The organism is Mesorhizobium sp. P2_B11, assembly GCF_056404855.1.
In genome coordinates this window covers 425,457-444,961 of sequence record NZ_JBFUDF010000002.1, presented here as the reverse complement: position 1 = coordinate 444,961, position 19,505 = coordinate 425,457, and the positions used below count along the sequence as shown (strand labels likewise).

General features: G+C 59.5%; 18 protein-coding genes and 1 pseudogene. 6 read left to right on the top strand and 13 right to left on the bottom strand.

The genetic code is table 11. From position 1 onward, the window contains the following. Nucleotides 1-450 precede the first annotated feature (450 nt). The 3 genes from AC1DYJ_RS06480 to AC1DYJ_RS06470 all read right to left on the bottom strand — a co-directional run bounded on the left by AC1DYJ_RS06480 (nt 451) and on the right by AC1DYJ_RS06470 (nt 1,362). Entirely contained in the window at nt 451-714 is a 264-nt protein-coding gene (locus tag AC1DYJ_RS06480) for a hypothetical protein (RefSeq protein ID WP_477286461.1), read from the bottom strand. 246 nt (nt 715-960) lie between these two features. Further along, nucleotides 961-1,170 (bottom strand): hypothetical protein, encoded by a 210-nt coding sequence (locus AC1DYJ_RS06475; protein WP_477286459.1) that lies wholly within the window; start codon nt 1,168-1,170, stop codon nt 961-963. Nucleotides 1,171-1,182: 12 nt separating this feature from the next. Then, complete coding sequence (locus tag AC1DYJ_RS06470) at nt 1,183-1,362, bottom strand: hypothetical protein (RefSeq protein ID WP_477286457.1); 180 nt, start codon at nt 1,360-1,362, stop codon at nt 1,183-1,185. A 136-nt stretch (nt 1,363-1,498) separates the two neighbouring features. On the opposite strand from AC1DYJ_RS06470, the gene AC1DYJ_RS06465 reads away from it, so the two are divergent. After that, nucleotides 1,499-1,759 carry a hypothetical protein gene (locus tag AC1DYJ_RS06465; protein ID WP_477286455.1) on the top strand — a complete coding sequence of 87 codons (261 nt, stop codon included), beginning with the start codon at nt 1,499-1,501 and terminating at the stop codon, nt 1,757-1,759. Between the two features lie 260 nt (nt 1,760-2,019). Here the strand turns inward: AC1DYJ_RS06465 and AC1DYJ_RS06460 are convergent, their stop codons facing one another. Beyond that, complete coding sequence (locus AC1DYJ_RS06460) at nt 2,020-2,733, bottom strand: SOS response-associated peptidase (protein WP_477286453.1); 714 nt, start codon at nt 2,731-2,733, stop codon at nt 2,020-2,022. Between the two features lie 83 nt (nt 2,734-2,816). On the opposite strand from AC1DYJ_RS06460, the gene AC1DYJ_RS06455 reads away from it, so the two are divergent. Then, nucleotides 2,817-3,290, top strand: coding sequence for a hypothetical protein (locus tag AC1DYJ_RS06455; RefSeq protein ID WP_477286451.1), 474 nt, complete (start codon nt 2,817-2,819; stop codon nt 3,288-3,290). A 395-nt stretch (nt 3,291-3,685) separates the two neighbouring features. Here AC1DYJ_RS06455 and AC1DYJ_RS06450 read toward each other — a convergent pair whose 3' ends face one another. The 5 genes from AC1DYJ_RS06450 to AC1DYJ_RS06430 all read right to left on the bottom strand — a co-directional run bounded on the left by AC1DYJ_RS06450 (nt 3,686) and on the right by AC1DYJ_RS06430 (nt 11,032). Further along, entirely contained in the window at nt 3,686-4,270 is a 585-nt protein-coding gene (locus AC1DYJ_RS06450) for a recombinase family protein (protein WP_477286449.1), read from the bottom strand. A 314-nt stretch (nt 4,271-4,584) separates the two neighbouring features. Next, nucleotides 4,585-5,619 (bottom strand): hypothetical protein, encoded by a 1,035-nt coding sequence (locus AC1DYJ_RS06445; RefSeq protein ID WP_477286447.1) that lies wholly within the window; start codon nt 5,617-5,619, stop codon nt 4,585-4,587. Further along, nucleotides 5,619-7,463, bottom strand: coding sequence for a DUF3696 domain-containing protein (locus AC1DYJ_RS06440; protein ID WP_477286445.1), 1,845 nt, complete (start codon nt 7,461-7,463; stop codon nt 5,619-5,621). The genes AC1DYJ_RS06445 and AC1DYJ_RS06440 overlap by 1 nt, the downstream gene beginning before the upstream one ends. Before the next feature lie 81 nt (nt 7,464-7,544). Beyond that, on the bottom strand, nt 7,545-8,876 hold the full coding sequence (locus AC1DYJ_RS06435) for a DUF6538 domain-containing protein (protein ID WP_477286443.1): 1,332 nt from the start codon (nt 8,874-8,876) through the stop codon (nt 7,545-7,547). 176 nt (nt 8,877-9,052) lie between these two features. Continuing rightward, the gene (locus AC1DYJ_RS06430; protein ID WP_477286441.1) at nt 9,053-11,032 is read right to left on the bottom strand and encodes a putative bifunctional diguanylate cyclase/phosphodiesterase; all 1,980 of its coding nucleotides are present in this window, start codon (nt 11,030-11,032) and stop codon (nt 9,053-9,055) included. 266 nt (nt 11,033-11,298) lie between these two features. Between AC1DYJ_RS06430 and AC1DYJ_RS06425 the strand changes: the two genes are divergently transcribed. Both AC1DYJ_RS06425 and AC1DYJ_RS06420 read left to right on the top strand, forming a co-directional pair. After that, entirely contained in the window at nt 11,299-12,345 is a 1,047-nt protein-coding gene (locus AC1DYJ_RS06425) for a class I SAM-dependent methyltransferase (protein WP_477286439.1), read from the top strand. Nucleotides 12,346-12,542: 197 nt separating this feature from the next. Next, nucleotides 12,543-14,147 carry a caspase family protein gene (locus AC1DYJ_RS06420; RefSeq protein ID WP_477286437.1) on the top strand — a complete coding sequence of 535 codons (1,605 nt, stop codon included), beginning with the start codon at nt 12,543-12,545 and terminating at the stop codon, nt 14,145-14,147. 52 nt (nt 14,148-14,199) lie between these two features. Here the strand turns inward: AC1DYJ_RS06420 and AC1DYJ_RS06415 are convergent. After that, a pseudogene (locus tag AC1DYJ_RS06415) lies at nt 14,200-14,310 on the bottom strand (LysR family transcriptional regulator); the annotation flags it as partial. Nucleotides 14,311-14,763: 453 nt separating this feature from the next. Beyond that, complete coding sequence (locus AC1DYJ_RS06410; protein WP_477286435.1) at nt 14,764-15,657, bottom strand: SDR family oxidoreductase; 894 nt, start codon at nt 15,655-15,657, stop codon at nt 14,764-14,766. A 130-nt stretch (nt 15,658-15,787) separates the two neighbouring features. Between AC1DYJ_RS06410 and AC1DYJ_RS06405 the strand changes: the two genes are divergently transcribed. Further along, nucleotides 15,788-16,729: an AraC family transcriptional regulator gene (locus AC1DYJ_RS06405; RefSeq protein WP_477286433.1), complete on the top strand. Its 942-nt coding sequence runs from the start codon at nt 15,788-15,790 to the stop codon at nt 16,727-16,729. A gap of 20 nt (nt 16,730-16,749) precedes the next feature. Here AC1DYJ_RS06405 and AC1DYJ_RS06400 read toward each other — a convergent pair whose 3' ends face one another. Both AC1DYJ_RS06400 and AC1DYJ_RS06395 read right to left on the bottom strand, forming a co-directional pair. Beyond that, nucleotides 16,750-17,388 (bottom strand): glycoside hydrolase family 25 protein, encoded by a 639-nt coding sequence (locus AC1DYJ_RS06400; protein WP_477286432.1) that lies wholly within the window; start codon nt 17,386-17,388, stop codon nt 16,750-16,752. Nucleotides 17,389-17,711: 323 nt separating this feature from the next. Then, nucleotides 17,712-18,758 (bottom strand): alpha/beta fold hydrolase, encoded by a 1,047-nt coding sequence (locus tag AC1DYJ_RS06395; RefSeq protein ID WP_477286430.1) that lies wholly within the window; start codon nt 18,756-18,758, stop codon nt 17,712-17,714. A 234-nt stretch (nt 18,759-18,992) separates the two neighbouring features. Here AC1DYJ_RS06395 and AC1DYJ_RS06390 point away from each other — a divergent pair, with 234 nt between their 5' ends. After that, on the top strand, nt 18,993-19,406 hold the full coding sequence (locus AC1DYJ_RS06390) for an organic hydroperoxide resistance protein (RefSeq protein ID WP_477286428.1): 414 nt from the start codon (nt 18,993-18,995) through the stop codon (nt 19,404-19,406). Nucleotides 19,407-19,505: the final 99 nt, after the last annotated feature.

Sequence of the window (19,505 nt, the reverse complement as noted above, 5' to 3'; positions counted from 1 at the left end):
GCAGGTATGACCTTCAGTCATTGTGGCACTTGACCCCAACCTATGCTTCAAGGAGACAAGGGGCTATGAGGCCCTATCTCCAACCATGGGAGCAAGAGCAAGGTCACGACTGCACCTTACCTTACCTACCCCCTTGGACCACAAGCATACTTGCCACCTCGACCCAGGGCGGCACCACCCTCTCCTACCCATGGGCCCACCCCCCAGCCACCATAGGCTCGCCCCCTAGGTCAGGCGTCGGACTACGAGCGAGACACCCCTAACCTCAGGCAGGTGCCCTCCCTTCGACCACCAGCTCTAGGGAAGCCGCTCGGCAACAGAGCCTACCCACCACAGACCACGGCCTCGGTCAGGCACACACCGGCACATCCGGCCATAGACCTAGCTCCCGCAAGGCCTTCATCGGAGCCACCAAAGAGGCAGGCGTCTTCATTCGGTAGGACTAGGGCGTCACTCCATGTCTGGCACGTCGCCGCCATGGAAGAGCGTCGTCGGCTCGCCATACTCCCCAAGCGACGGGTTGGCTTCACGTGACCACGCTATGACCCCCGCGTGCTTCGACGCCAAGGCCTTTGCGGTGCGTATGGCCCGGTCCTCGGTCTGATGCTCAGCAGGTCCATAGACTGCATATAGGTCGCCACCCTCATCCCGGTCGAAGGCCGTGACAACGATCAGCTTCGGCATCTTCTGCTGCGGGAGGATGTTGTCTGACATAGTGGGTACTTTCCTAGGAGACTCGTTACTCGGTCTCTCCACGCCTTCGTCGGTGCCACCCCCGGCTGAAGCCATAGCTCACCGCCGGAGCCCATAAGGCCACCTCGCGCTCTAAGGATGCATTGGTGGCAAGGAGCGCCTGCACAGCCGCCCTAGCGTCACCACCGTGGGCAGCAATAGCCTCGTCGGCAGCAAGCTCCCATTCACTGGACGGCGACATCGGGTCCGATAGGATGCCCGCGGCTGTCATCCGACAACAGGCGGCGTATCGTCGTACCCGATAGAAACTATCCCCGGATGCCGGTGGGCGATGGCGAGTATCTGAGTCTCAAGCTCGCAGTTGTAGGCCATGAGCGCCTTCACGGTCTCAAGCGGGCTGGCGTAGCGGGCGATGAGCTTCTCAGCTTCAGAGTGCAGTTCGGCCTTGGCTACGGCGTCTAGGTGCATGATGCCCATTGCGGTGCCCTCCTAGCGTGTTGCGCGGCGTGGTGCGGTGAGCGCGTCCAAGCGGTCCTGGAGGTGACCATTGAGTACGATCATCTCCTTGAGGGCTTTCACCGAGTCCCCCTTATGCTGGGCAATGAACTTGTCTGCGATTGACTGGAGGGCGGCTTCTTGGCGGCTGTCCAGCGTCACAATGCGGTCCATGGCGATTGCTCCAAAAGCTTGATGGGCGCAGTGAACAAAAACGGAACAAAATTGTCAAGCTGGAATTGACTCAGCGAGGACTGTGTTCCTATTTGACGATGGGTGGGGCGGTTACTCACAGGCATGGAGAGCCGCGATGGGCAGACGAAAAAGTCGATACGACAGGCTATTCGCACGTAACGCGGAGGCGATCATTTTGGACGCGCTTCACCTTCGAGAAACGCTGCTGGCGGCGCAGTTGCATCTCAATCCGAGCGGCCCGTTGTTCTGGCAGCTTTACGGGCTTGTCGAGAAGTTGCACGAGGTGCTCGCCACAGTGGCGGAGAAGGAGCCCGACTACCGGGCAGCGCATCTTGGCCTGCTTCCGCTCCCCGAGGACTACTCTACGCGGAAGTGACCTATGGCCGGGCCAATGGACAGCGTTGGGCGGGCCGCTAAGGCCAACATGCTGCTAATCGTGGAATGCGGCCATTGCTACCACGTGGGCCGCTTTAAGGCGAACGATGTGGCCAAGGTGGTGGGATGGAACAAGCCGTTGGAGGGCATCAAGTTCAGATGCAAACGGTGCAGTCGAATGGACACATCAGTCAGGACTCAGTTCATTGACCAAGACCACCCACCGAAGGGCTACATTTGGGTCCTACAGAAGGCGAGAGGCTAGAACAGCGAGCCTTGAGCCGGAGGTGGTGGCACTTGAGTGGGAAACTTGATCTGCGTGGCCGGCTTCTCGACAATCATAAGGGCGTCGTCCGGGGCAGTCCGCTGTAGCCGCTTCGCTTCCGACCATGGCGCGGTCAGCCACGTCTCGGCTTCCTCAGGCGTGGTCAGGATCACCGGCATGGCCTTCTCATGGATCGGCTTGATGAGAGCGTTAGGCGCTGTCGTCATAAACCCGTAAAGCTCGAAGTCGCCTGGGCCGTCCTTGACCCTGCGAACCCCATGCCACGGCGTCCAAAGGCCAGCAAAGAAGAACAGCGGGCAATCTTCGCCACGGGCAAACCAGTAGTTTCGCTGAATGCCTGTTTCGGGGTCCCTGTCTCCAGGGGTTGGGCTGGGCTCTGCGAAGCTCGTCACCGGCACCACACAGCGATGCTCGACGCCAACATACTGCTGCCAATGGCCATACTGCGGATTGCGAATGTTGGTGGTGCCATAGTCCGCCTTGCCCTTCACCCGCTCGGCCGGCGTCGGCATACCCCAGAGCAGCTTGGCAAGCTCACGCTGCCCATCGGGGGCATTGCGGACCACTACGCCCGGCATGTTGGGATAGACGTCTAGCGAGGGCTCAAGGTTGCCCATGATGTCCCGCATGGCGCGGGTCCACTCACGGATGGCGTCTTGGCTGGTGGTGATGTTGTAGAGATTGCACATTTTTCCGAAGGTCGTTCCCTCAAGTATCTCGCACCCCTAATGGCTCCATGCTAGACCATCGCATTATGGGGGCAATACGCAACTTGATCGACGCGCTTCTGTCCGACGCGGCGGTGGGGATAGTCACATGGGTTGGCACCATCCTTACTGTCGGAGGTCTTTTCTTTACGTTTCGGCAGGCAGTCGCAGCCAAACGATCCGCGAACAAGGCAGCAGACTCAGTCTCTCATCTCAAAGTTCAGATCGACACGGCCAACGTTGCATACGCAAGCGCCGAGTTGATTACCTTTTTACAGATGATCCACTCGCGTGATTTCGGTCTTGGTTCCGCCTTCTTCGGACCCCTGAAGCGGTCTCTTCGTCTGCAATGCCACGGCGATCCCGGAAGGTCGCACGAGATTGAATCGGTCAACCGCGCAATCGGCACGATTGAGAAGCATTTGGCTTGGGCTCGCGCCGGCGACACCAAATACCAAGAAGCCCACGTCTACCGTGCGGTGGATGGCCTAATGCAGACCGTTACCGGTTGGGAAAGCTCGCTGGCGCGGTCAAAGTAAGGAATAAAATAGTGAAAACAATTGAAGAAATGCTTCCTGCCGTCCAAGCCGCGACCGAGGATGGCCGCCTACAATGGACTATCCGAAACATGGCATTTTACGTGAATGTTGGTAAATATACAATATCGACTTGGGAGTGGTCTGATCAAGAGAACGATGTCGAGGGATACTCGGTCGGGATATACGAAGGTGAAAAGCAGTTAGATTTCGTTAGGGCCGACCCATACAGCCCTCGTTATTCACGGCTAGAGGACTTTTATCGGATGGCGCGTAGAAGCGCGTTGAACGTTGAGAGCATAATCGACGAAATCGAGAAGACGTTGGGAAAGTTGCAACCCAAGAAATAGCCCGCCGCCAGCTCTTTGTGAAATGCATCATAACCGCAAATACGCCTACTAAGCTGTAACGTGTCGCTGCGCGTTGTCCGCCAGAATCCGAAAAACTGAGGCACGACTGATTCCCAAAGCCGCCACGATGTCGTTGGCGGACTTCCCTCCGGCCTTGAGGCGCAACACCTCGTCGGCTTGACGGCGGGCTGTAGGTTGGCGGCCAGCATACTTCCCTTCGGCCTTGGCCTTGGCGATGCCTTCCCGTTGCCGCTCTAGCATCAGCTCCCGTTCGAACTGAGCAATGGCCGCAAACACATTCACCATTAGCTCGCCTTGAGCGGTAGCGGTGTCTAGGTTCATGCCGAGAATGCGCAGGCCCACGCCTTTGGTTTTAAGTTGCTTGGTGATCTCCACAAGGTTGGTCACAGAGCGTGCCAGTCGGTCCAGCTTGGTCACAACCAGCGTGTCGCCGTCGCGAACCCATTCAAGCACGGCGGCAAGTTGTGGCCGCTTGGTCGCCACAGACGAAATCTCTTCGCGAAACACCTTGGTGCATCCGGCTTGCTCAAGGTCGCGAAGCTGGGCCTCAAGGCCTGCCTTTTGGTCAGTGGTGGAAGTGCGGGCGTAGCCGACTAGTGCGGATGTGGTCATAGCATTGGGTCTCCCATTGGCGATCAAGTGAGACTATTATGTGAGACACAACGGGAAGATGTCAAGAGACCATTCATGTGAGACATCGCAGCGGGCCATTTGGCAGACTCACATGGGCTTGCCCGAGTGAGACTGCGTCTCGCCCCGAATTGCTGCCCGAAAGGCCATCACCACACAGACAGGGTCGGTCTCGACATTGATGAATTCTGGCAAATCCAGCGACCAACAGGGGGGCGGGGGGGGGGGGGGAAACCAGCATTCCCCACACGATAGTGCCCTCTGACATAAGAGCCCCCTTTTTTCGGCCGCCGGCCTTAAGGGTCTCCATACAAGATTATCAGTTCGTTCTTGGGTCCCACATTTGCCAACTCGATGGAACCGTCCGCAAGCTCCCAGAAAAGGAGTCTCAGTCCAGCGTGTCCAGTAGTCAGGTGACACCGCTTTGCTCGCGCACCGTCTCTCGGCCTAGTTCTAGCAGGCGATTGCTGTGAGCCGGTCTCCCTAAAATCTTCAACACTGAGGTTCGGCGCCGCAGCAATCAATTGGGCGCACTTACTCAGCGTCAAAGATGAGGAACCTCCATTCAAACAAGCATTCGCATCGAGAGAACCACAAAACCCTGTCCCAATTGCAAATTTGACAGGCGGCCCGATCTGTCCAGGTAAGTTGGCCACAGCTGCGGCGATCGCAATCGCTATTTCGCGGTCAGACTGCGCATTTTGCCAGATTGCAAGCGGATCAAGCAGGCTAGCGATTTGCCGGGGCGAATTCGCCACCATGACATCGGACGCAACTATTCCGCCCAAATTCTCCGACTCATCTTCGGGATCGACCGCGACGACCCTCAACGTTACCGCGACACCGTCAATCTCATTACCTGCCCTCGGAAATGCGTAGATGAATCGCGGTGGAGCAACAGCTTGGTTTGCGGCTACGAAAGCGATGCTATCAAGAGATAGCTCGCGAAGGTCGTCAGGAATCACCTCAGCGGTGATGTCCTCAATAACTGTCACATCTTCAAAAAGAGCGTAATTTATCCAGCCAACGTCTAAGAGATCGGGAAGATTGGTGAGCGCCCGATTGATCACAGCAGCAAACTCACCCGCGTTGATCACTTCGGAAAGATCGTGTTGAGCGAACATGGTCCTCAGGTGCGACTCGATCGGCAAAAAACCTAAATCGAATATCTTATGCACAGCAGTGAATGGAACCAAAACTGGTAGACCATGTGCGAGCCCGGACGTTAGCCAAGCAAAACAATTAGTAAGCCACTCCTGCCGATTATCCCCAGAATCGCTGTCGTCAAGTATCCAGAAAACAGATGGGTCAAGGACCACGGACGGCAGCACTAAACTGTCCTGCCTCTTTTCGCGGACTCTATTCGGCGCCGCTCAAGCGCCTTCGACATGATCCTCTCTGTTTCCTTCTGCGACTGATCAAAGAAGTCCTCTGGCCAATCGACTATCGCACCGAATTTTGTGAGCTCTACGCTCTTAAGAACAGTATTACCAAACCTCTTTTTGAAGAAGTAAATTCTAGTCATCTCCCGTATCGAGTCATCCATGTCCGACACCACGCGAAGCCGAAACCGTTCTATTATGTGTTCGCCATGTGTCTCTATAATGCATTGCTTACCCAGCATCCCCATCGCTATGAAAAAGTCGGCCAATCGAGCCTGAGTGCCCGGGTGAAGATGCAGTTCCGGCTGCTCCAATACGATAGTGGAGCCTCTCGTAGCCAAGAAACAGCTAACTAGTATAGGCAGAACCTGACTTACTCCGACGCCTACGTTAGTGAGATCTTGAAATTCCATACCGTCATCAGTTTTTATCCTAAGCTCATGACCAAATTTTCCTTTTTCCGAGGTTTGGAAATCGAACGCTATGCCCAAATAAATCAACCAGTCGAGAAGAGCCTCCCTTAGAGTCCCAGTTTTGACAACTTCTCTAACTTCATCTTCCGCAAAGGAGCTTGCCGCAACGTAGGTGATTGGTCGGCGTTCATTCAAGTGCAGAACAGCCGCCGTCAGTTCACCCTTTGGCCCAACATCGGTCGGGCTCGACAGTGCCTGCAGTGCATACAGCGGTCGTGGCTCATCTCGCAATGGACCGACATAGTGGAGGGAGAAGCGGAAAAAAGCGTCATTCATCTGCCAGGACTCGCGCAAGGTATCGAGCCGCGAGGCCGTTATGAGCAACTCCGAACCACAATAATTTAGCAGCGCCCGTTCAATTCGAACTTTGTTCTCGTCAACAGCACTTAGAAAGCGGCGGCGATACCCAGGGTTAAAGCCAGAGATAGCTGCGGTATAGTCCGAGATTACTAAGGGATGGTCGGCATTTCCGAGAGGTGAATGGTCTATCGGAAGTAGCGGGGAAGCAATTTCTTTTGCGATGTCACGCAAGATATTTGCGACGATAGCTGGTATCTCCAAGCTGTAGAGCCGCCTGCTCGCTCGTCCGACTGAGATGGCGTTGTATAATTGCTGAGCCGTCAGTTTTCCTCTATCAAATCGAACAAACAGCGCAGAAGGCATGAAATACCTTAGCTGGCAACCAACAATTTTTCCTTTTGGATAGCCTTCGGTTGCTCTTGCTTTGGTTTCGTCATCCAAATCGCGCACGGTATAAGCGAAAGGATCTGACACACCCTCTAGAGAAGATTTGCTATAATTGAATTTTCGACCTTTTCCCGACGATCTACAGACATTGATACTAAAATTGTGATCGTTACCCTCTGAGTCAAAAAAATGCCCCGAAGTCTGGACACCGGTTAAGTTCGGCTGAAGTTCCAAAGCCTCTCGATCTTGCTTTGCACCCGAGACATCAATCGAGAAGGAAACCTTGAGGTCATCGATGGATTCGAGTCCCGAAACTAACAAGTTATTTGGTTGGTTTTCATCAGTTGGACGACTAAGATGCCAACCTAAGCCCAGCGAATGATGAGTAGCAGTCTGCTTCGAAGAGAAGTTCTCGATGTCGCTAAAGCTTCCTAATCGGACCAAAGGTCCATTGAGCGCAATTGCTCGTCCAGCCGCCGAATGTTGCAGCGTCTGTTTTATGAGCAACATGGATTGTATTACGCTGCTCTTGCCTGAGCTATTGGCACCACAAAGTATTGTTATCGGAGCCAACGGAAATTCGTTGTGGCCTTTAAAACTTTTGAAATCGCGTATCTGCCAGTTAAGTAACATGGCCCCATCCTTTCTTGCCAGAAAAGACGGTTGCGTGAGGAAAGTAAAGTCCACCCTCATCAAAGCTACCAGTTATTTTCTTCAGGTTGCGCTTCTTAGGCTAGGTAGCTTCACGGCCTCCACAAGCGCCCTCTTCGCCTGCTCAGGGTCCTGCCCGGCGTAGCCGAGCTGGCTTAGGTCTAGGCTCTTGGCCCGCTCGCTATCGGTGTGCCCTACTACCCACGTGATGGTCCACTCGTCAAAGCCCTCGGCTCCCGTAAGCTTGGCATCACGCGCCTTCCGGATGAACCAGCGGCGGAACGAGTGGAAGTCCACGTTGCTCTTGGCCTTGTCGTTCGGGCGCTCATCAACCCCAACCTTGCGGCGATACCGCGTGAACTGCTTGGCCGCCGGGTCAGAGCGTGTCTCACGTGACTTGGGGATGGGCGGCAAGTCATCAAACAGATAGTCGCTGTCCTTCTTGCCTGCCGTACGCCGGTTTACGATCTCTTTAAGGCCGCTGTGGATCGGCACGGTACGGCGGGCGTTGTCAGTCTTTCCTGCCCACACGCTGAACATCTCATGGCGGCAGTCGGAAACGTGGAGCTGGCAAATCTCCTCGATGCGCATTCCGCTCAGCGCTCCGATAGGCATCAGGTCATTGAGCAGCGGGCCGGCGTCACCCGCCAGTAGGGTTGCCACCTCACCATCCGCAAAGGGCCGCTTGCCTTTGTCTGGTTCGGCCTCACGCCGTTGTCTGGGCGCTGATGGAAGCGATTGGCCAGCCCACGGATTTTCGCCTGCCAAATGCCCCTTGCTAAGGAGCCAAACCCAATACTGCTTTATGAACCCGAGATAGGCGGTTGCCTTCTGCCGGCCCCTCCCCACCACAAGGGATTCCGAGATAAAGTTACCGGCCTCAACGCGTCGCACCGTTTCAAGAGCAACTGGGAGCCGGCTGTCCCGTAGCCAGTCACCGAGCCATCCCAGAACTCTCCGGAAATCCCCCTCAGATTTGAGGCGGTAACCCTGGTGTTTCAGAAACTCGGCTGCATGGTGGTCAAGCGGGGTGACCTGCCCGCTGGCGAGCGCGAAGAACGCTTTAGCCGTGTCTAGGCCCTTGGTCTCCTCGATCTGATGGGCCCGCAAATTGATTGCGTATTGAGTGCCCTCATCGTCCATCGAAAGCCGATGTCGCAGCGCCTCCGCCTCCAACGGATCATTCGTCCCCAACACTTTCTCGGCTGCCGCAATGGCCCCCTTGAGGCGAGACACAATGGGCCATTTGCGGGCATCCGCATCCTTAAGGTCGGCGGTGTGGAGAGGATGAGTTAGCTTGCCTCGACCAATCAAATCCCGCACCTTCGCCGGCACCTTAATGCGGACTCGCCACTGCTGTCCGTGCCATTCAAGATATTGCTTTGGATTGGCCATTTTGTACCCCGGTGCCCCACGATGGTGCCCCACAAATGAGTCCCCAATGGCCGGATGTCAAGGGATGCAAGGGGTTCAGCGCCTTGGAGGAGAGTGTCCCTCCCTCTCCGCCATCTTGCTTTCCGGCCATCGGAAGATCCCGCTTAGTGCTCATTTCGATCTTTGATCGGCGGCTGCTAGGCAACGAGTCCTTGCCTGATTTGCTCTACTTCTTCGATCGGGACCGGATGCCCGGTGAGGAAGCCCTGCATCAAATGCACCCCCAGGCGCTGCAGCAACATGTACTGCTCTTCCGTTTCAACGCCCTCGGCGAGCACGACATGACCGAGATTGCGAAGCAGTCCGACCATGTCCCGCAACAGGCTCAAGCCGCGAGAGGTCTGGCAATCGTGAAGGAAGCTGCGATCGATTTTGACAACGTCGAATTTGAACCGGCGGAGCCATGTAAGGCCGGCAAATCCCGTTCCGAAGTCGTCCAGCCAGATCTGAACGCCCAATTTTCGCAGCCGCTCCACGTTTCTTACCGCTTGCGCCTCCAGAAAGATGTCACTGCCTTCGGTGATTTCGATGGCCAGTTTCTGTGGCGCAAGGCCGTGCCGAGCAAGGATTTCGGTGACCCGCAGTGAAAAGTTGGGAACCTTGAGTTGGAGAACAGATACGTTCACGGTCACGACCGAGCCCAATCCGTATTCTGCCATGTCACCGCAGGCTCGATCGATCAGCCACGTGCCCAGTTCCACGATCGCTCCGGTCTGCTCGGCAACGGGTATGAACACCAACGGACTGATCATGGTGCCGTCGAAGTCACATATCCGCATCAGAGTCTCGTGGCCCAGCACTCGTCCAGACGTCAGGTCGCGAATTGGCTGGTAGGCGACAGAAACAAGCTGGTTGGAAATTGCCAGCTTCAGTAGTTCTGAAAGATTTTCGCCGGAGCGATCCGGCCCGGTGGCGTGCGGGTCGTAAATTGTGAACGTAGCCCGACCCGCAAACTTGGACGCGTAGAGTGCACGGTCAGCTTCCTGCAGCAGGACTCTAAGTTCTATGCTCTGATCGGCGCGCGTCATCGAGGCTCCGGCACTGATCGTGACGATGTTGAGCTTGTCACCCCGATCGGGGTGGTAGATATCCAGGTCCTCCACAGCGCGACAGAATTGCTGCGTTATGTCACGAAGGTGAGCTCGCCCGGTGACCTTGCAGAGAATGACGAATTCTTCTCCGCCATAGCGGGCCGCGACGGCGTTGTTGGAAGCCGCCAGCTCGGAAAGGATGTGGGCGAGTTTGATCAGACAATCGTCGCCGGCCTGATGACCAAGTCCGTCGTTGAATCTCTTGAAGTAGTCGACGTCGATCAGAATGAGGCCGATCTCATCGTCGTCCGCCGCCCAGTCTTCGCGCAGCTCCGAGAATTCTCGAATGATCGCCCTGCGGTTTTTCATTCCCGTGAGCGGATCGGTGTCGGCGATCTCGGTTAGCTTCTGCCCCTTCCTTATCGCAGCCTGTTCCTGGAGCTGTGCCCGAAGTGCGTGCAGGAACGTCTGATATCGCTCCAGGCTCAGTCGCCAGGAGAGATACAACGACAACACCAGAGAATTCACGAAATAGGCCGACAGCACGACCCGGCCCACGATATCGGCCTGGAGGAAGAACAGCGCGGCGCACACAAAGCTTGCGGCGACCGTCGCGGAGGCAATCGCTGAAAGCCAAAACCGGAAGTTGAAGAACAGATTCGCACCGAGGATGAACACGGTGCCAAAAATCATGAAATGGGAGAGAGCTTCCTGATGCTCTGTTCCAAGAGCGGATACGAGCCATCCAAGGGCGCCGGATACAATCGCCAGCGCTGCTACAAGGTGCAAGGTGGTAAGGGCGAAGCCGCGTCGGGCGACAAATTCGACAAGCGCCAGGGACGTGATCCCAAGCGTAACGCGGGTCAAAACAAGCCGACCGGCTATATCGGGAAAAAGAAACCAATCGAAGAGGCCATAGGCCACATAGCTGATTACAGCAGCCGCAATGCCCCATCGCACCAGACTGCGATTTTCATCGGCATCTTTCTGCAGGAACAGCGCCAGGAGTTCCGGATCGGCCGAATGCCACCGCGGTCGGGCAATCGCTGCCGCCACCTTCTGGGCAACGTCCTCGCTCAGTTGCATTGCAACGCTCCTCCGCGATCTGCAGTAGCGAATGCAATAGCCGAGGTCGCCCGCCGTCGGAGAATGAAGGCACCACTGTCCGCAGGAAAAGTCGGATGTCGCTAACCGATGGTAAACGGGCGGTTAGGATTTAGCCGGTTCAGGAGGTGGATGACCGTTCGATTGGCTAAAGTTTTATTAAAATTTTATTAAAATTGTTCGCATCATGCGGCGACGCACCTATGCTGTTTGCCGTGGACCGGGCGGGGGTAACCCGGAGAAACGGCATGCCCATCGACCCAAAATTGCAGCTCGACGAATACAGCCTCGTCACCACCAGCCGGATGAAGAAACATGCCGCCACCTCTGGAGAGACGGTTGACGCCGACGAGTTGAGGAACAGCGCGGCCCAGTTGGCGCTGATACTGGATCTTGCCGATCAAGCCTTCGCGCGGCACAAACCGGCCGCCCTCACCGTCGACCGCCTGGCAGGCAGGCTCCATAAGCTCCGCCGGCAGGTAGCTCCCGCGGTCTGGCAGAAACTCGTCCCTTTGGCTCAGCAACACCGGGTGGCGGAATATTTGATCCAGGACCCGTTCACGCGTTGGTCGGTCGAAAAGCCGCGCGGGTATTCAGGCGATGCGGGCCTGCTGGACATTTACTACAAGCATCCCGCTGCCGACGACACCGTGGCTTCATCGACCTTACTTGGTCGGCGAATTTACGCGTACACCAGTGAAGCTGCCAGTTCGGTGGCGGGGCGCGAGCGGCGCGATATTCTGGCCAGGACGGTGGACGAGACGGCCGGCTGTGTAGAAAAGGCGGAGATACTGGCGATCGCCTGCGGCCACCTGCGGGAAGCCGAACGCTCCGACGCGTTGGCCAAGCGCAAACTGCAACGTTGGATCGGCCTGGACCAGGACCCCGTCAGCGTAGCCACGGTGAACAACGACTTTGCCGGCACGGCAGTCGAGGCAATCCACGGCTCTGTGCGCGGCATTCTTCGTCGCGCCTACCCTCTTGGCACATTCGACCTCGTCTACGCATCGGGCCTTTACGATTACCTGCCGCGTGCCATCGGCGTCCGCCTGCTGCAAAGAGCCATGGAACTCGTCAAGCCTGGTGGCGAATTCCTGTTTGCCAATTTCAGCGACGAGATCACGACGGATGGCTACATGGAGACCTTCATGGATTGGCCGCTCATCTTGCGCTCGGCTGACGACATGCGAGACATCATCGATGCCGCCCTCGGCGGGAGCTCTTTCGAAGCGCACGTATATTATGGCTCGAACCGGAATATCGTTTACGGCAAGGTCAGGAAGAGCGATCTCTAGCTGGCCACAGCGCGGGAAATCGCGCGGGCATCATAGGAACGAAGTTACTGGGCCTCCTATGGGCCGAGAGTGGCCAGATACGCGAAGCTTGAGGCACCCCCAGCCACTGGCCCACGAGAGAGTGGGCTATTTCATATACGAAATGCACGGCAGAGGTTATGTTAGCAGAACCGCATCTTTGATTGTGGGCACGATCGATGAGGTTCTGGGGCGTCATTGCTGGCTTGCTTTTGCTGGTCGTAGCCGACCTGATGCAGGCAACAGCCTTGGCTGCGGGCGGCAGTCGGGTCGCGCTGGTCATCGGCAACAGCAAATATGTCTATGCGCCGACGCTCGCCAATCCCGCCAGCGACGCACGGCTGATGGCCGAGACATTGCGCCGGGCCGGATTCAAGGTCGTCGAAGGCGTCGACCTCGACTATGCCGGCATGCATGACCGGCTGAACCGCTTCACCGAAGCCTCCTACGATGCCGACCTTGCGGTGATCTACTATGCCGGCCACGGCATGCAGGTGAATGGCAAGAACTACCTGGTTCCGGTCGATGCCGAGTTGACGGCGCCGGCGCACCTCAGAACCCGCACCATTCAGATCGACGAATTGCTTGACGCCCTGCCGCCCGATCCGGGCGTCGGCGTCGTCATTCTCGACGCCTGCCGAGACAATCCTCTGGCCAGGACGCTCGCCGCCTCGTTGCCGAAGACCCGCTCGACTACGGCTCCCGGACTTGCAGCGGTCGACATCGCGTCGAGCGATGTCGGCACGGGCGGCGTGCTGATCGCCTACGCGACCGATCCCGGTGCGGTGTCCTATGACGGCAATGGCGCCAACAGCCCCTATACGAGGTCGCTTGCCAAACACCTGGCGGAGCCCGGCGTCGATATCCAGAGCGCGCTGACCCGCGTGCGGGGCGAGGTGACGGCCGAAACCAATGGCCGCCAGCGGCCGTGGCACAATGCCTCGCTCGGCCGCGAGGTGTTCATCGGCCCGCAAGCGCCGGCAGCACCCGCAGCGCCCGCTCCATCTTTGCAGGCTGCGGACAGCAAGACGCCGAGCCAGGCCGCTGAGCCCGACCCGCGGGGATGGGAAGTCGAACAGCGCGTGTGGGACGAAGCCTCCAAGCGCAACACGGTGGCCCACTACGAAGCCTATCTGCAGCAGTTTCCCAACGGCGCCTTCGCCGCGCTTGCCCGCATCAACATGGATGAACTCAAGAAGGCGCCGCCGGTCGTGGCCAACGCGCAAGACGACGCGTCGCGATCCACCACCGCGAATGAAACACCGGCAGCGACGGGGGCCGACAACGAGGCCGGAACGGCATTGACGGAAGAGACGATCGGGCTCGATCGCCGGGAAAAGATCGATCTGCAGGAGAGGTTGCTGGCGCTGGGCTACGACCTGGACGATGCCGACGGCACGTTCGGCGCCGCAACGCGCCGGGCTATCGGCCGCTGGCAAGAGGAAAACAGCCTGCCCGCGACAACCTTCCTGACCCGCAAGCAATATGTCGCCCTGCAGCTTGAGTCCGACGAGGCCGTGAAGAGCTACCGCGCCCGGCAGGCGACAGAAGCGGAACCGAAGCGGCAGGACAACGCCACGCCGCAAAGGGTGCGAAAGCCTGCCCCGGTGGTCCGCGTCAAGCCGAGACGGGAACAGCGCCAGGCGGCAAAGCCACGGCCGCCAGCGAGATCAAAGGCGGCGCAAACACCACGAGGATTCCGCAACTGCAAAGGCGTAGACGGCACCTTCCAGGTTCCCGCCTCCCAAAGATGTCCGTTGAGCGGCTACGCAAATGTCAATTGAGCGGCAACGCACATTGTTGAGCCGCCACTACAGCAGTCGCCCATTTTAGGCATCATCGTTGCCAACGTTTCAGATGGTCGATCAGCACGCGCAGTTTCGGCGCGACGTTCCTGCGGCTTGGGTAATAGAGGTAGAAGCCGGCAAAGCGCGGGCAATAATCCTCGCACGCCAGCGACGGGAACGGATTTCTAAGCCATTGCTGCTACACGGTCGTCAGTTGGCGGAGTTCCCGGCAGTGTCGCAACGCGCATTCATTATCCTGCTCATCCTGCTGGCGGTGGTGGTCGCGCTGTCGGCAGCATCGGGTCCCGGCGCGATGATCGGCTTCCTGTTCGGCATCACGGTCGCCTTCTTCATCGCGATACCCGGAGCAGCCATCGGCGATGCACTGCATCGCGCCGGTGTTCCGGTGACGGGCGAGCAACTCGTTTGGGCTGCAGGCGGGCTCTACGCCGTGTTCGTCCTTGCCGCAGCCGTGCAGGCCTGGCTGCGGCTCCGGCGCGGCGACATGGACGGAGCGCGATCAGCGGGGTTGCGAACGGCCATCCTGCTGGCGCTGCCGCTGATCGCCTGGCTGTCACTCAATGCAATGCAACGCAGCTGGCCCTGACCCCATTCAGCTCTCGAAATAGCTGACACGGTCGAGATCGGCGATGAGCCCCGGCCCAGTCGGCAGCCATCCCAGCGCGTTGCGGGTCTGCTCGCTTGACGCCGACAGATCCCTGCCGATGAAATGGCCGAGAAAGCCGAAATGGCCGGCCGCCTCCTCAGGGCTCTTGGAAACGACCGGCAGGTTCAGGCGGCGGCCGATGACCTCGGCGATCTCCCTGGTCGCCACCCCCTGTTCGCCAACCGCGTGATAGCTGGCGCCGCCGGTGCCCTTCTCCAGCGCCAGCCTGTACAGCGTGGCGGCGTCGGACCGGTGCACCGCTGCCCAGCGAGTCTTGCCGTCCCCGACATAGGCCGAGACGCCCTTTTCGCGCGCAATGGCAATCAGCATGGGCATGAAGCCATGGTCGCCATCGCCATGGACGGTCGGCGCCAGCCGCACCGTCGAGGCGCGCACGCCTCGCGCGGCAAGCGCAAAAGCCGTCGCTTCCGAAGCGCGCGGCATGGCGGCGGAAGGAGGCGCAGGCTTGTCGTCCTCGGTCGTCGGCCTTCCCTGCGCAAACCCGGCGAGCCCGGAGGTGACAAGCAACGGCCGCTCGGAACCCTCCAGCACCGCGCCGAGCGTTTCGATGGCGCGCTGGTCCGCGGCGCAACTGGCGGCAAACTTCGAAAAGTCGTGGTTGAAGCCCGTATGGATGACGCCATCCGCGTGGGCGGCGCCGCTGCGCAGACTGTCCAGGTCCTCGATATCGCCGCGATGCGCCTCGGCACCCGCTGCCACGATCGCCTTCGCCCCCGCTTCCGAGCGCGCGAGGCCGAGCACTTGATGACCCGCCTGAAGCAATTCCCGCACAACCGCCGAGCCGACAAAACCGGTGGCGCCGGTAACGAACACACGCATGCTGATGTCTCCTTGGGTTTTCGTCGTAGGCCGCTTGAGGCGGCCCGCTTGCCGAAGGAGATAGGCCGTTGAGATCATACGATCTATGCTGTAAAATCCGAGGTACCTTCGCAATCGTCCGAGAACGCTTATGGATCCGCTGTCAGACGTGCTGTCGCTGCTGAAGCCGCGCAATTACCTGTCCGCCGGCCTGGAGGCCGGTGGCGACTGGGCGATCCAGTTCCCCGACCAGCAGGCCGCCATCAAATGCGGCGCCGTGGTCTCCGGCCAATGCTGGCTGTCGGTCGAAGGCGTCACCGACGCGGTGCGGCTGGACGCGGGCGACTGTTTCCTGCTGCCGCGCGGCCGGCCCTTCCGGCTTGCCAGCGATCTCGGCCTGCCGATGGTCGATGCAAGCACGATCTTTTCACCAGCGCGCACCGGCGGCATCACCTCTTACAATGGCGGCGGCGAGTTCCTGCTGGTCAGCAGCCGCTTCGCGCTGTCCGGCGACCATGCCGGCATCCTGCTGCGGATGCTGCCGCCGATCGTTCACATCCGCGCGGAGAGCGACCATTCGGCGCTGCGTTGGCCGGTGGAACGGATGATGCAGGAACTGCGCCAGCGGCGTCCTGGCGGCTTCCTCATCGTCGAGCATCTCGCCCACATGATCCTGATCGAGGCCTTGCGCCTGCATATGGGAGCGCGCGACAGCGTCGGCTGGCTGTTCGCGCTGACCGACAGGCAGATCGGCGCCGCAATCGCCGCCATGCACGAAGACCCGGCGCACGGCTGGACATTGCAGACGCTGGCCGAGCGCGCCGGCATGTCGCGATCGACCTTTGCGCTGAAGTTCAAGCAGACGGTCGGGGCGTCGCCGCTGGATTATCTGACCCGCTGGCGCATGATGCTGGCCGGCGACAGGCTGATGCATTCGAACGATCCCGTGTCGGTCATCGCGCTATCGCTCGGCTACGAATCCGAAAGCGCCTTCAGCACGGCGTTCAAACGCGTCATGGGCTGTTCGCCGCGACAATACAGCCGGCGCCTGGAGACGGACGCGCCTGCGCAGGGCGAACGCGAGGCCGCCTGATCACGCCGGATCGCCGTCCCTTACAGGCTGTAGCGCGAGCGAAATTCGGCGAAGGACATCGCCAGATGGTTCTGGTCGACATGGCCGGTGATCCCGTAGACGCTGCCCGAGTCGCTGAATTGCCAGATGGCATAATTGGTGAAGCCCGACGGTATCGGCGGCGGGCTCGAGCTGTAGCGAGCAAGCCAGAGCGGGCAGTTGCCGAAACCGCTCGGGTTGCCCAACTGCTGCCAGATGTTGGCGCGGGTGTAGATGCACGGCCAGCGACCGCCATGGGCCGACCGCACCGCCGCGACCCAATCCTTCGCCTTCTGGACATAGGCGGCCCGCGCCGCCGGCGTTGCCGGAATGAGTTCGATGTCGAGCGAGGGAATGAGGTCGCCACTGCCGAACGACACCGTGTTGAGGAAGGCATGCGCCTGGTCGGCACCCGAAGCGGTGTTGCGCAGAAAGTGGTAGCCCCCCACCAGCAATCCCGCTGCCTTGGCATCGGCAACATTGCGCACCGCGAATGCGTCCTTGCTGGTCTTGTCGGATATCTTGACGAAGGTGAACTTGACCCCGGCATTGGCGACCCGCGTCCACCTGATGGCGCTGGCACCGCTGCCCCCAGCCTCGTTCTGATAGTGCGAAACGTCGATCCCCTCACGCGTCGGCATGCCCCTGCTCCCATAGCCAAGCGGGCGCCGAAAAATCCGGCGCGCCTCGTTCGTTTGATGCAAGCTGTAAGAACTTCCCCCGAAGCTCAGCAAACACAGGTGCGGAATAGAGATCCTGACTCTCTTGCTTCGCTGCGTTCATACATACTAGCCCTATCCAAGGTCGCCTCTGTGAACCCTTTCACACAGTTCTGCTTTGCAAGAACTGGACGATCCGGTCGTTGACGGCCTCGGGTTGCGCCATGGCGGCGATATGGCGTGACCTGCCGGAGCGACAAGCGGGCGGCCTTTGGCCGCCCGCTTCGTTTTCGTCCGCGACTGGATCAATAGCCGTCGACGTCGATGACGGCCTGGGCGAAAGCCTGCGGCGCTTCCTGCGGCAGATTGTGGCCGATGCCGCCCTCGATGTTTCGATGCGCATACTTGCCCGAAAACTTGTTGCGATAGGCCGTCGGGTTGAGATGCGGCGCGCCATTGGCGTCGCCCTCGAGCGTGATTGTCGGCACGCCGATGACCGGGCCGGCGGCAAGCCGGTTTTCCAGATCGTCATAGCGCGGATCGCCCGCCGCCAACCCGCCGCGCCAGCGGTAATTGTGAATGACGATGGCGACGTGGTCCGGATTGTCGAAGGCAGCCGCGCTGCGGTCGAAAGTGGCGTCGTCGAACGCCCATTTCGGCGACGCCGTCTGCCAGATCAGCTTGGCGAAATCATGCCGGTATTTCTCGTAGCCGGCCGCGCCGCGCTCCGTGGCGAAATAGAACTGGTACCACCAGTCATGCTCGGCACTTGGCGGCAGCGGCACCTTGCCGGTCTTGATGTTGCTGACGAGATAGCCGCTCACCGAGACCAGCGCCTTTACACGTTCCGGCCACAGCGCCGAGATGATGCAGGCGCAGCGCGCGCCCCAGTCGAAACCGGCAAGGATCGCCTTCGGTATGCTGAGTGCATCCATCAGCGCGACGATGTCCTGGGCGACCACCGATTGCTGACCGTTGCGCATCGTCTCGGCGGACAGGAAGCGCGTCGTGCCGTAGCCGCGAAGATAGGGCACGATCACCCGGTAACCTGCCGACGCCAGCAGCGGCGCGACATCGACAAAGGCGTAGATATCGTAAGGCCAGCCATGCAGGAGAATCACCGGTGGCCCGTCGGCCGGACCGGCCTCGGCATAGCCGATTTCGATATCCCCGGCCTTGATCTGCTTCAGCGCGGCGAAGGACGTGTTCGTCCCTGGCTTGACCGTGGGCAAGGTCGCCGCCTTTGCCGTGCCGACCAGTGCGCCGGCCGAGCCAACGAGGCCGGCAGCGGCGAGGGTCAGGGCTGCCGTACCGAAGAAGCGGCGGCGGTCGTGGTTGATTTCGTCGGTCATGGGTTTCTCCTGCTGAGTTGATACCGCTGGAAAGGATGGGCTGGGTGTATCTCCCATGTGTCCTCATCCGTTCGAATTGAAAGCTGAAGTAGCGAGGCGGCACCCGGATACACTGGGATACATTTCCGGCCGATCAGCACACATTCGGGATACGTCGCATGCCTCTTATGCGGATGTCGCTGGCCTCCGGGCCATTGCGGCTCAACGCGATCCTCCCCTAAGGACATTATCCCCATGACCACGATCGAAAAAGTCCTCTACACCGGCAAGACCCACACCACGGGCGGCCGCGACGGCGCCTCCCGCAGCTCGGACAGCCACCTCGACATCAGGCTTTCACCGCCCGGCACCGGCGCCGGCACCAATCCGGAGCAGCTGTTCGCCGCCGGCTGGTCGGCGTGCTTCATCGGCGCCATGGGCCTGGCGGCCCGCAAGATGAACGTCGCTTTGCCTAGCGATCTCGCCGTCGATGCCGAAGTCGACCTGGCCACGGGAGAGGGCGGTTATCTGCTGCAGGCCCGTCTCAATGTCAGCCTTCCCGGCGTGGATCGGGACGCTGCCCGCGCCGTGGTCGACGCCGCGCATCAGACCTGCCCCTACTCCAAGGCGACGCGTGGTAACATCGGCGTCACGATCGAGCTGGTCTAGCTGAAAAAGAACAACGGCATAGCCGCCGGCAGCCTGTCTCGTCACGCGAACACGCTGCCGGCGGCACCTGATGCACTTTCCCCGGGGAAAATGTACTGG

What these genes read in the sequence shown, in the direction of transcription:
- AC1DYJ_RS06480 (WP_477286461.1), bottom strand. Translation starts at nt 714, where the DNA reads ATGTCAGACAACATCCTCCCGCAGCAGAAGATGCCGAAGCTGATCGTT.
- AC1DYJ_RS06475 (WP_477286459.1), bottom strand. Translation starts at nt 1,170, where the DNA reads ATGGGCATCATGCACCTAGACGCCGTAGCCAAGGCCGAACTGCACTCT.
- AC1DYJ_RS06470 (WP_477286457.1), bottom strand. Translation starts at nt 1,362, where the DNA reads ATGGACCGCATTGTGACGCTGGACAGCCGCCAAGAAGCCGCCCTCCAG.
- AC1DYJ_RS06465 (WP_477286455.1), top strand. Translation starts at nt 1,499, where the DNA reads ATGGGCAGACGAAAAAGTCGATACGACAGGCTATTCGCACGTAACGCG.
- AC1DYJ_RS06460 (WP_477286453.1), bottom strand. Translation starts at nt 2,733, where the DNA reads ATGTGCAATCTCTACAACATCACCACCAGCCAAGACGCCATCCGTGAG.
- AC1DYJ_RS06450 (WP_477286449.1), bottom strand. Translation starts at nt 4,270, where the DNA reads ATGACCACATCCGCACTAGTCGGCTACGCCCGCACTTCCACCACTGAC.
- AC1DYJ_RS06440 (WP_477286445.1), bottom strand. Translation starts at nt 7,463, where the DNA reads ATGTTACTTAACTGGCAGATACGCGATTTCAAAAGTTTTAAAGGCCAC.
- AC1DYJ_RS06435 (WP_477286443.1), bottom strand. Translation starts at nt 8,876, where the DNA reads ATGGCCAATCCAAAGCAATATCTTGAATGGCACGGACAGCAGTGGCGA.
- AC1DYJ_RS06430 (WP_477286441.1), bottom strand. Translation starts at nt 11,032, where the DNA reads ATGCAACTGAGCGAGGACGTTGCCCAGAAGGTGGCGGCAGCGATTGCC.
- AC1DYJ_RS06425 (WP_477286439.1), top strand. Translation starts at nt 11,299, where the DNA reads ATGCCCATCGACCCAAAATTGCAGCTCGACGAATACAGCCTCGTCACC.
- AC1DYJ_RS06420 (WP_477286437.1), top strand. Translation starts at nt 12,543, where the DNA reads ATGAGGTTCTGGGGCGTCATTGCTGGCTTGCTTTTGCTGGTCGTAGCC.
- AC1DYJ_RS06410 (WP_477286435.1), bottom strand. Translation starts at nt 15,657, where the DNA reads ATGCGTGTGTTCGTTACCGGCGCCACCGGTTTTGTCGGCTCGGCGGTT.
- AC1DYJ_RS06405 (WP_477286433.1), top strand. Translation starts at nt 15,788, where the DNA reads ATGGATCCGCTGTCAGACGTGCTGTCGCTGCTGAAGCCGCGCAATTAC.
- AC1DYJ_RS06400 (WP_477286432.1), bottom strand. Translation starts at nt 17,388, where the DNA reads ATGCCGACGCGTGAGGGGATCGACGTTTCGCACTATCAGAACGAGGCT.
- AC1DYJ_RS06395 (WP_477286430.1), bottom strand. Translation starts at nt 18,758, where the DNA reads ATGACCGACGAAATCAACCACGACCGCCGCCGCTTCTTCGGTACGGCA.
- AC1DYJ_RS06390 (WP_477286428.1), top strand. Translation starts at nt 18,993, where the DNA reads ATGACCACGATCGAAAAAGTCCTCTACACCGGCAAGACCCACACCACG.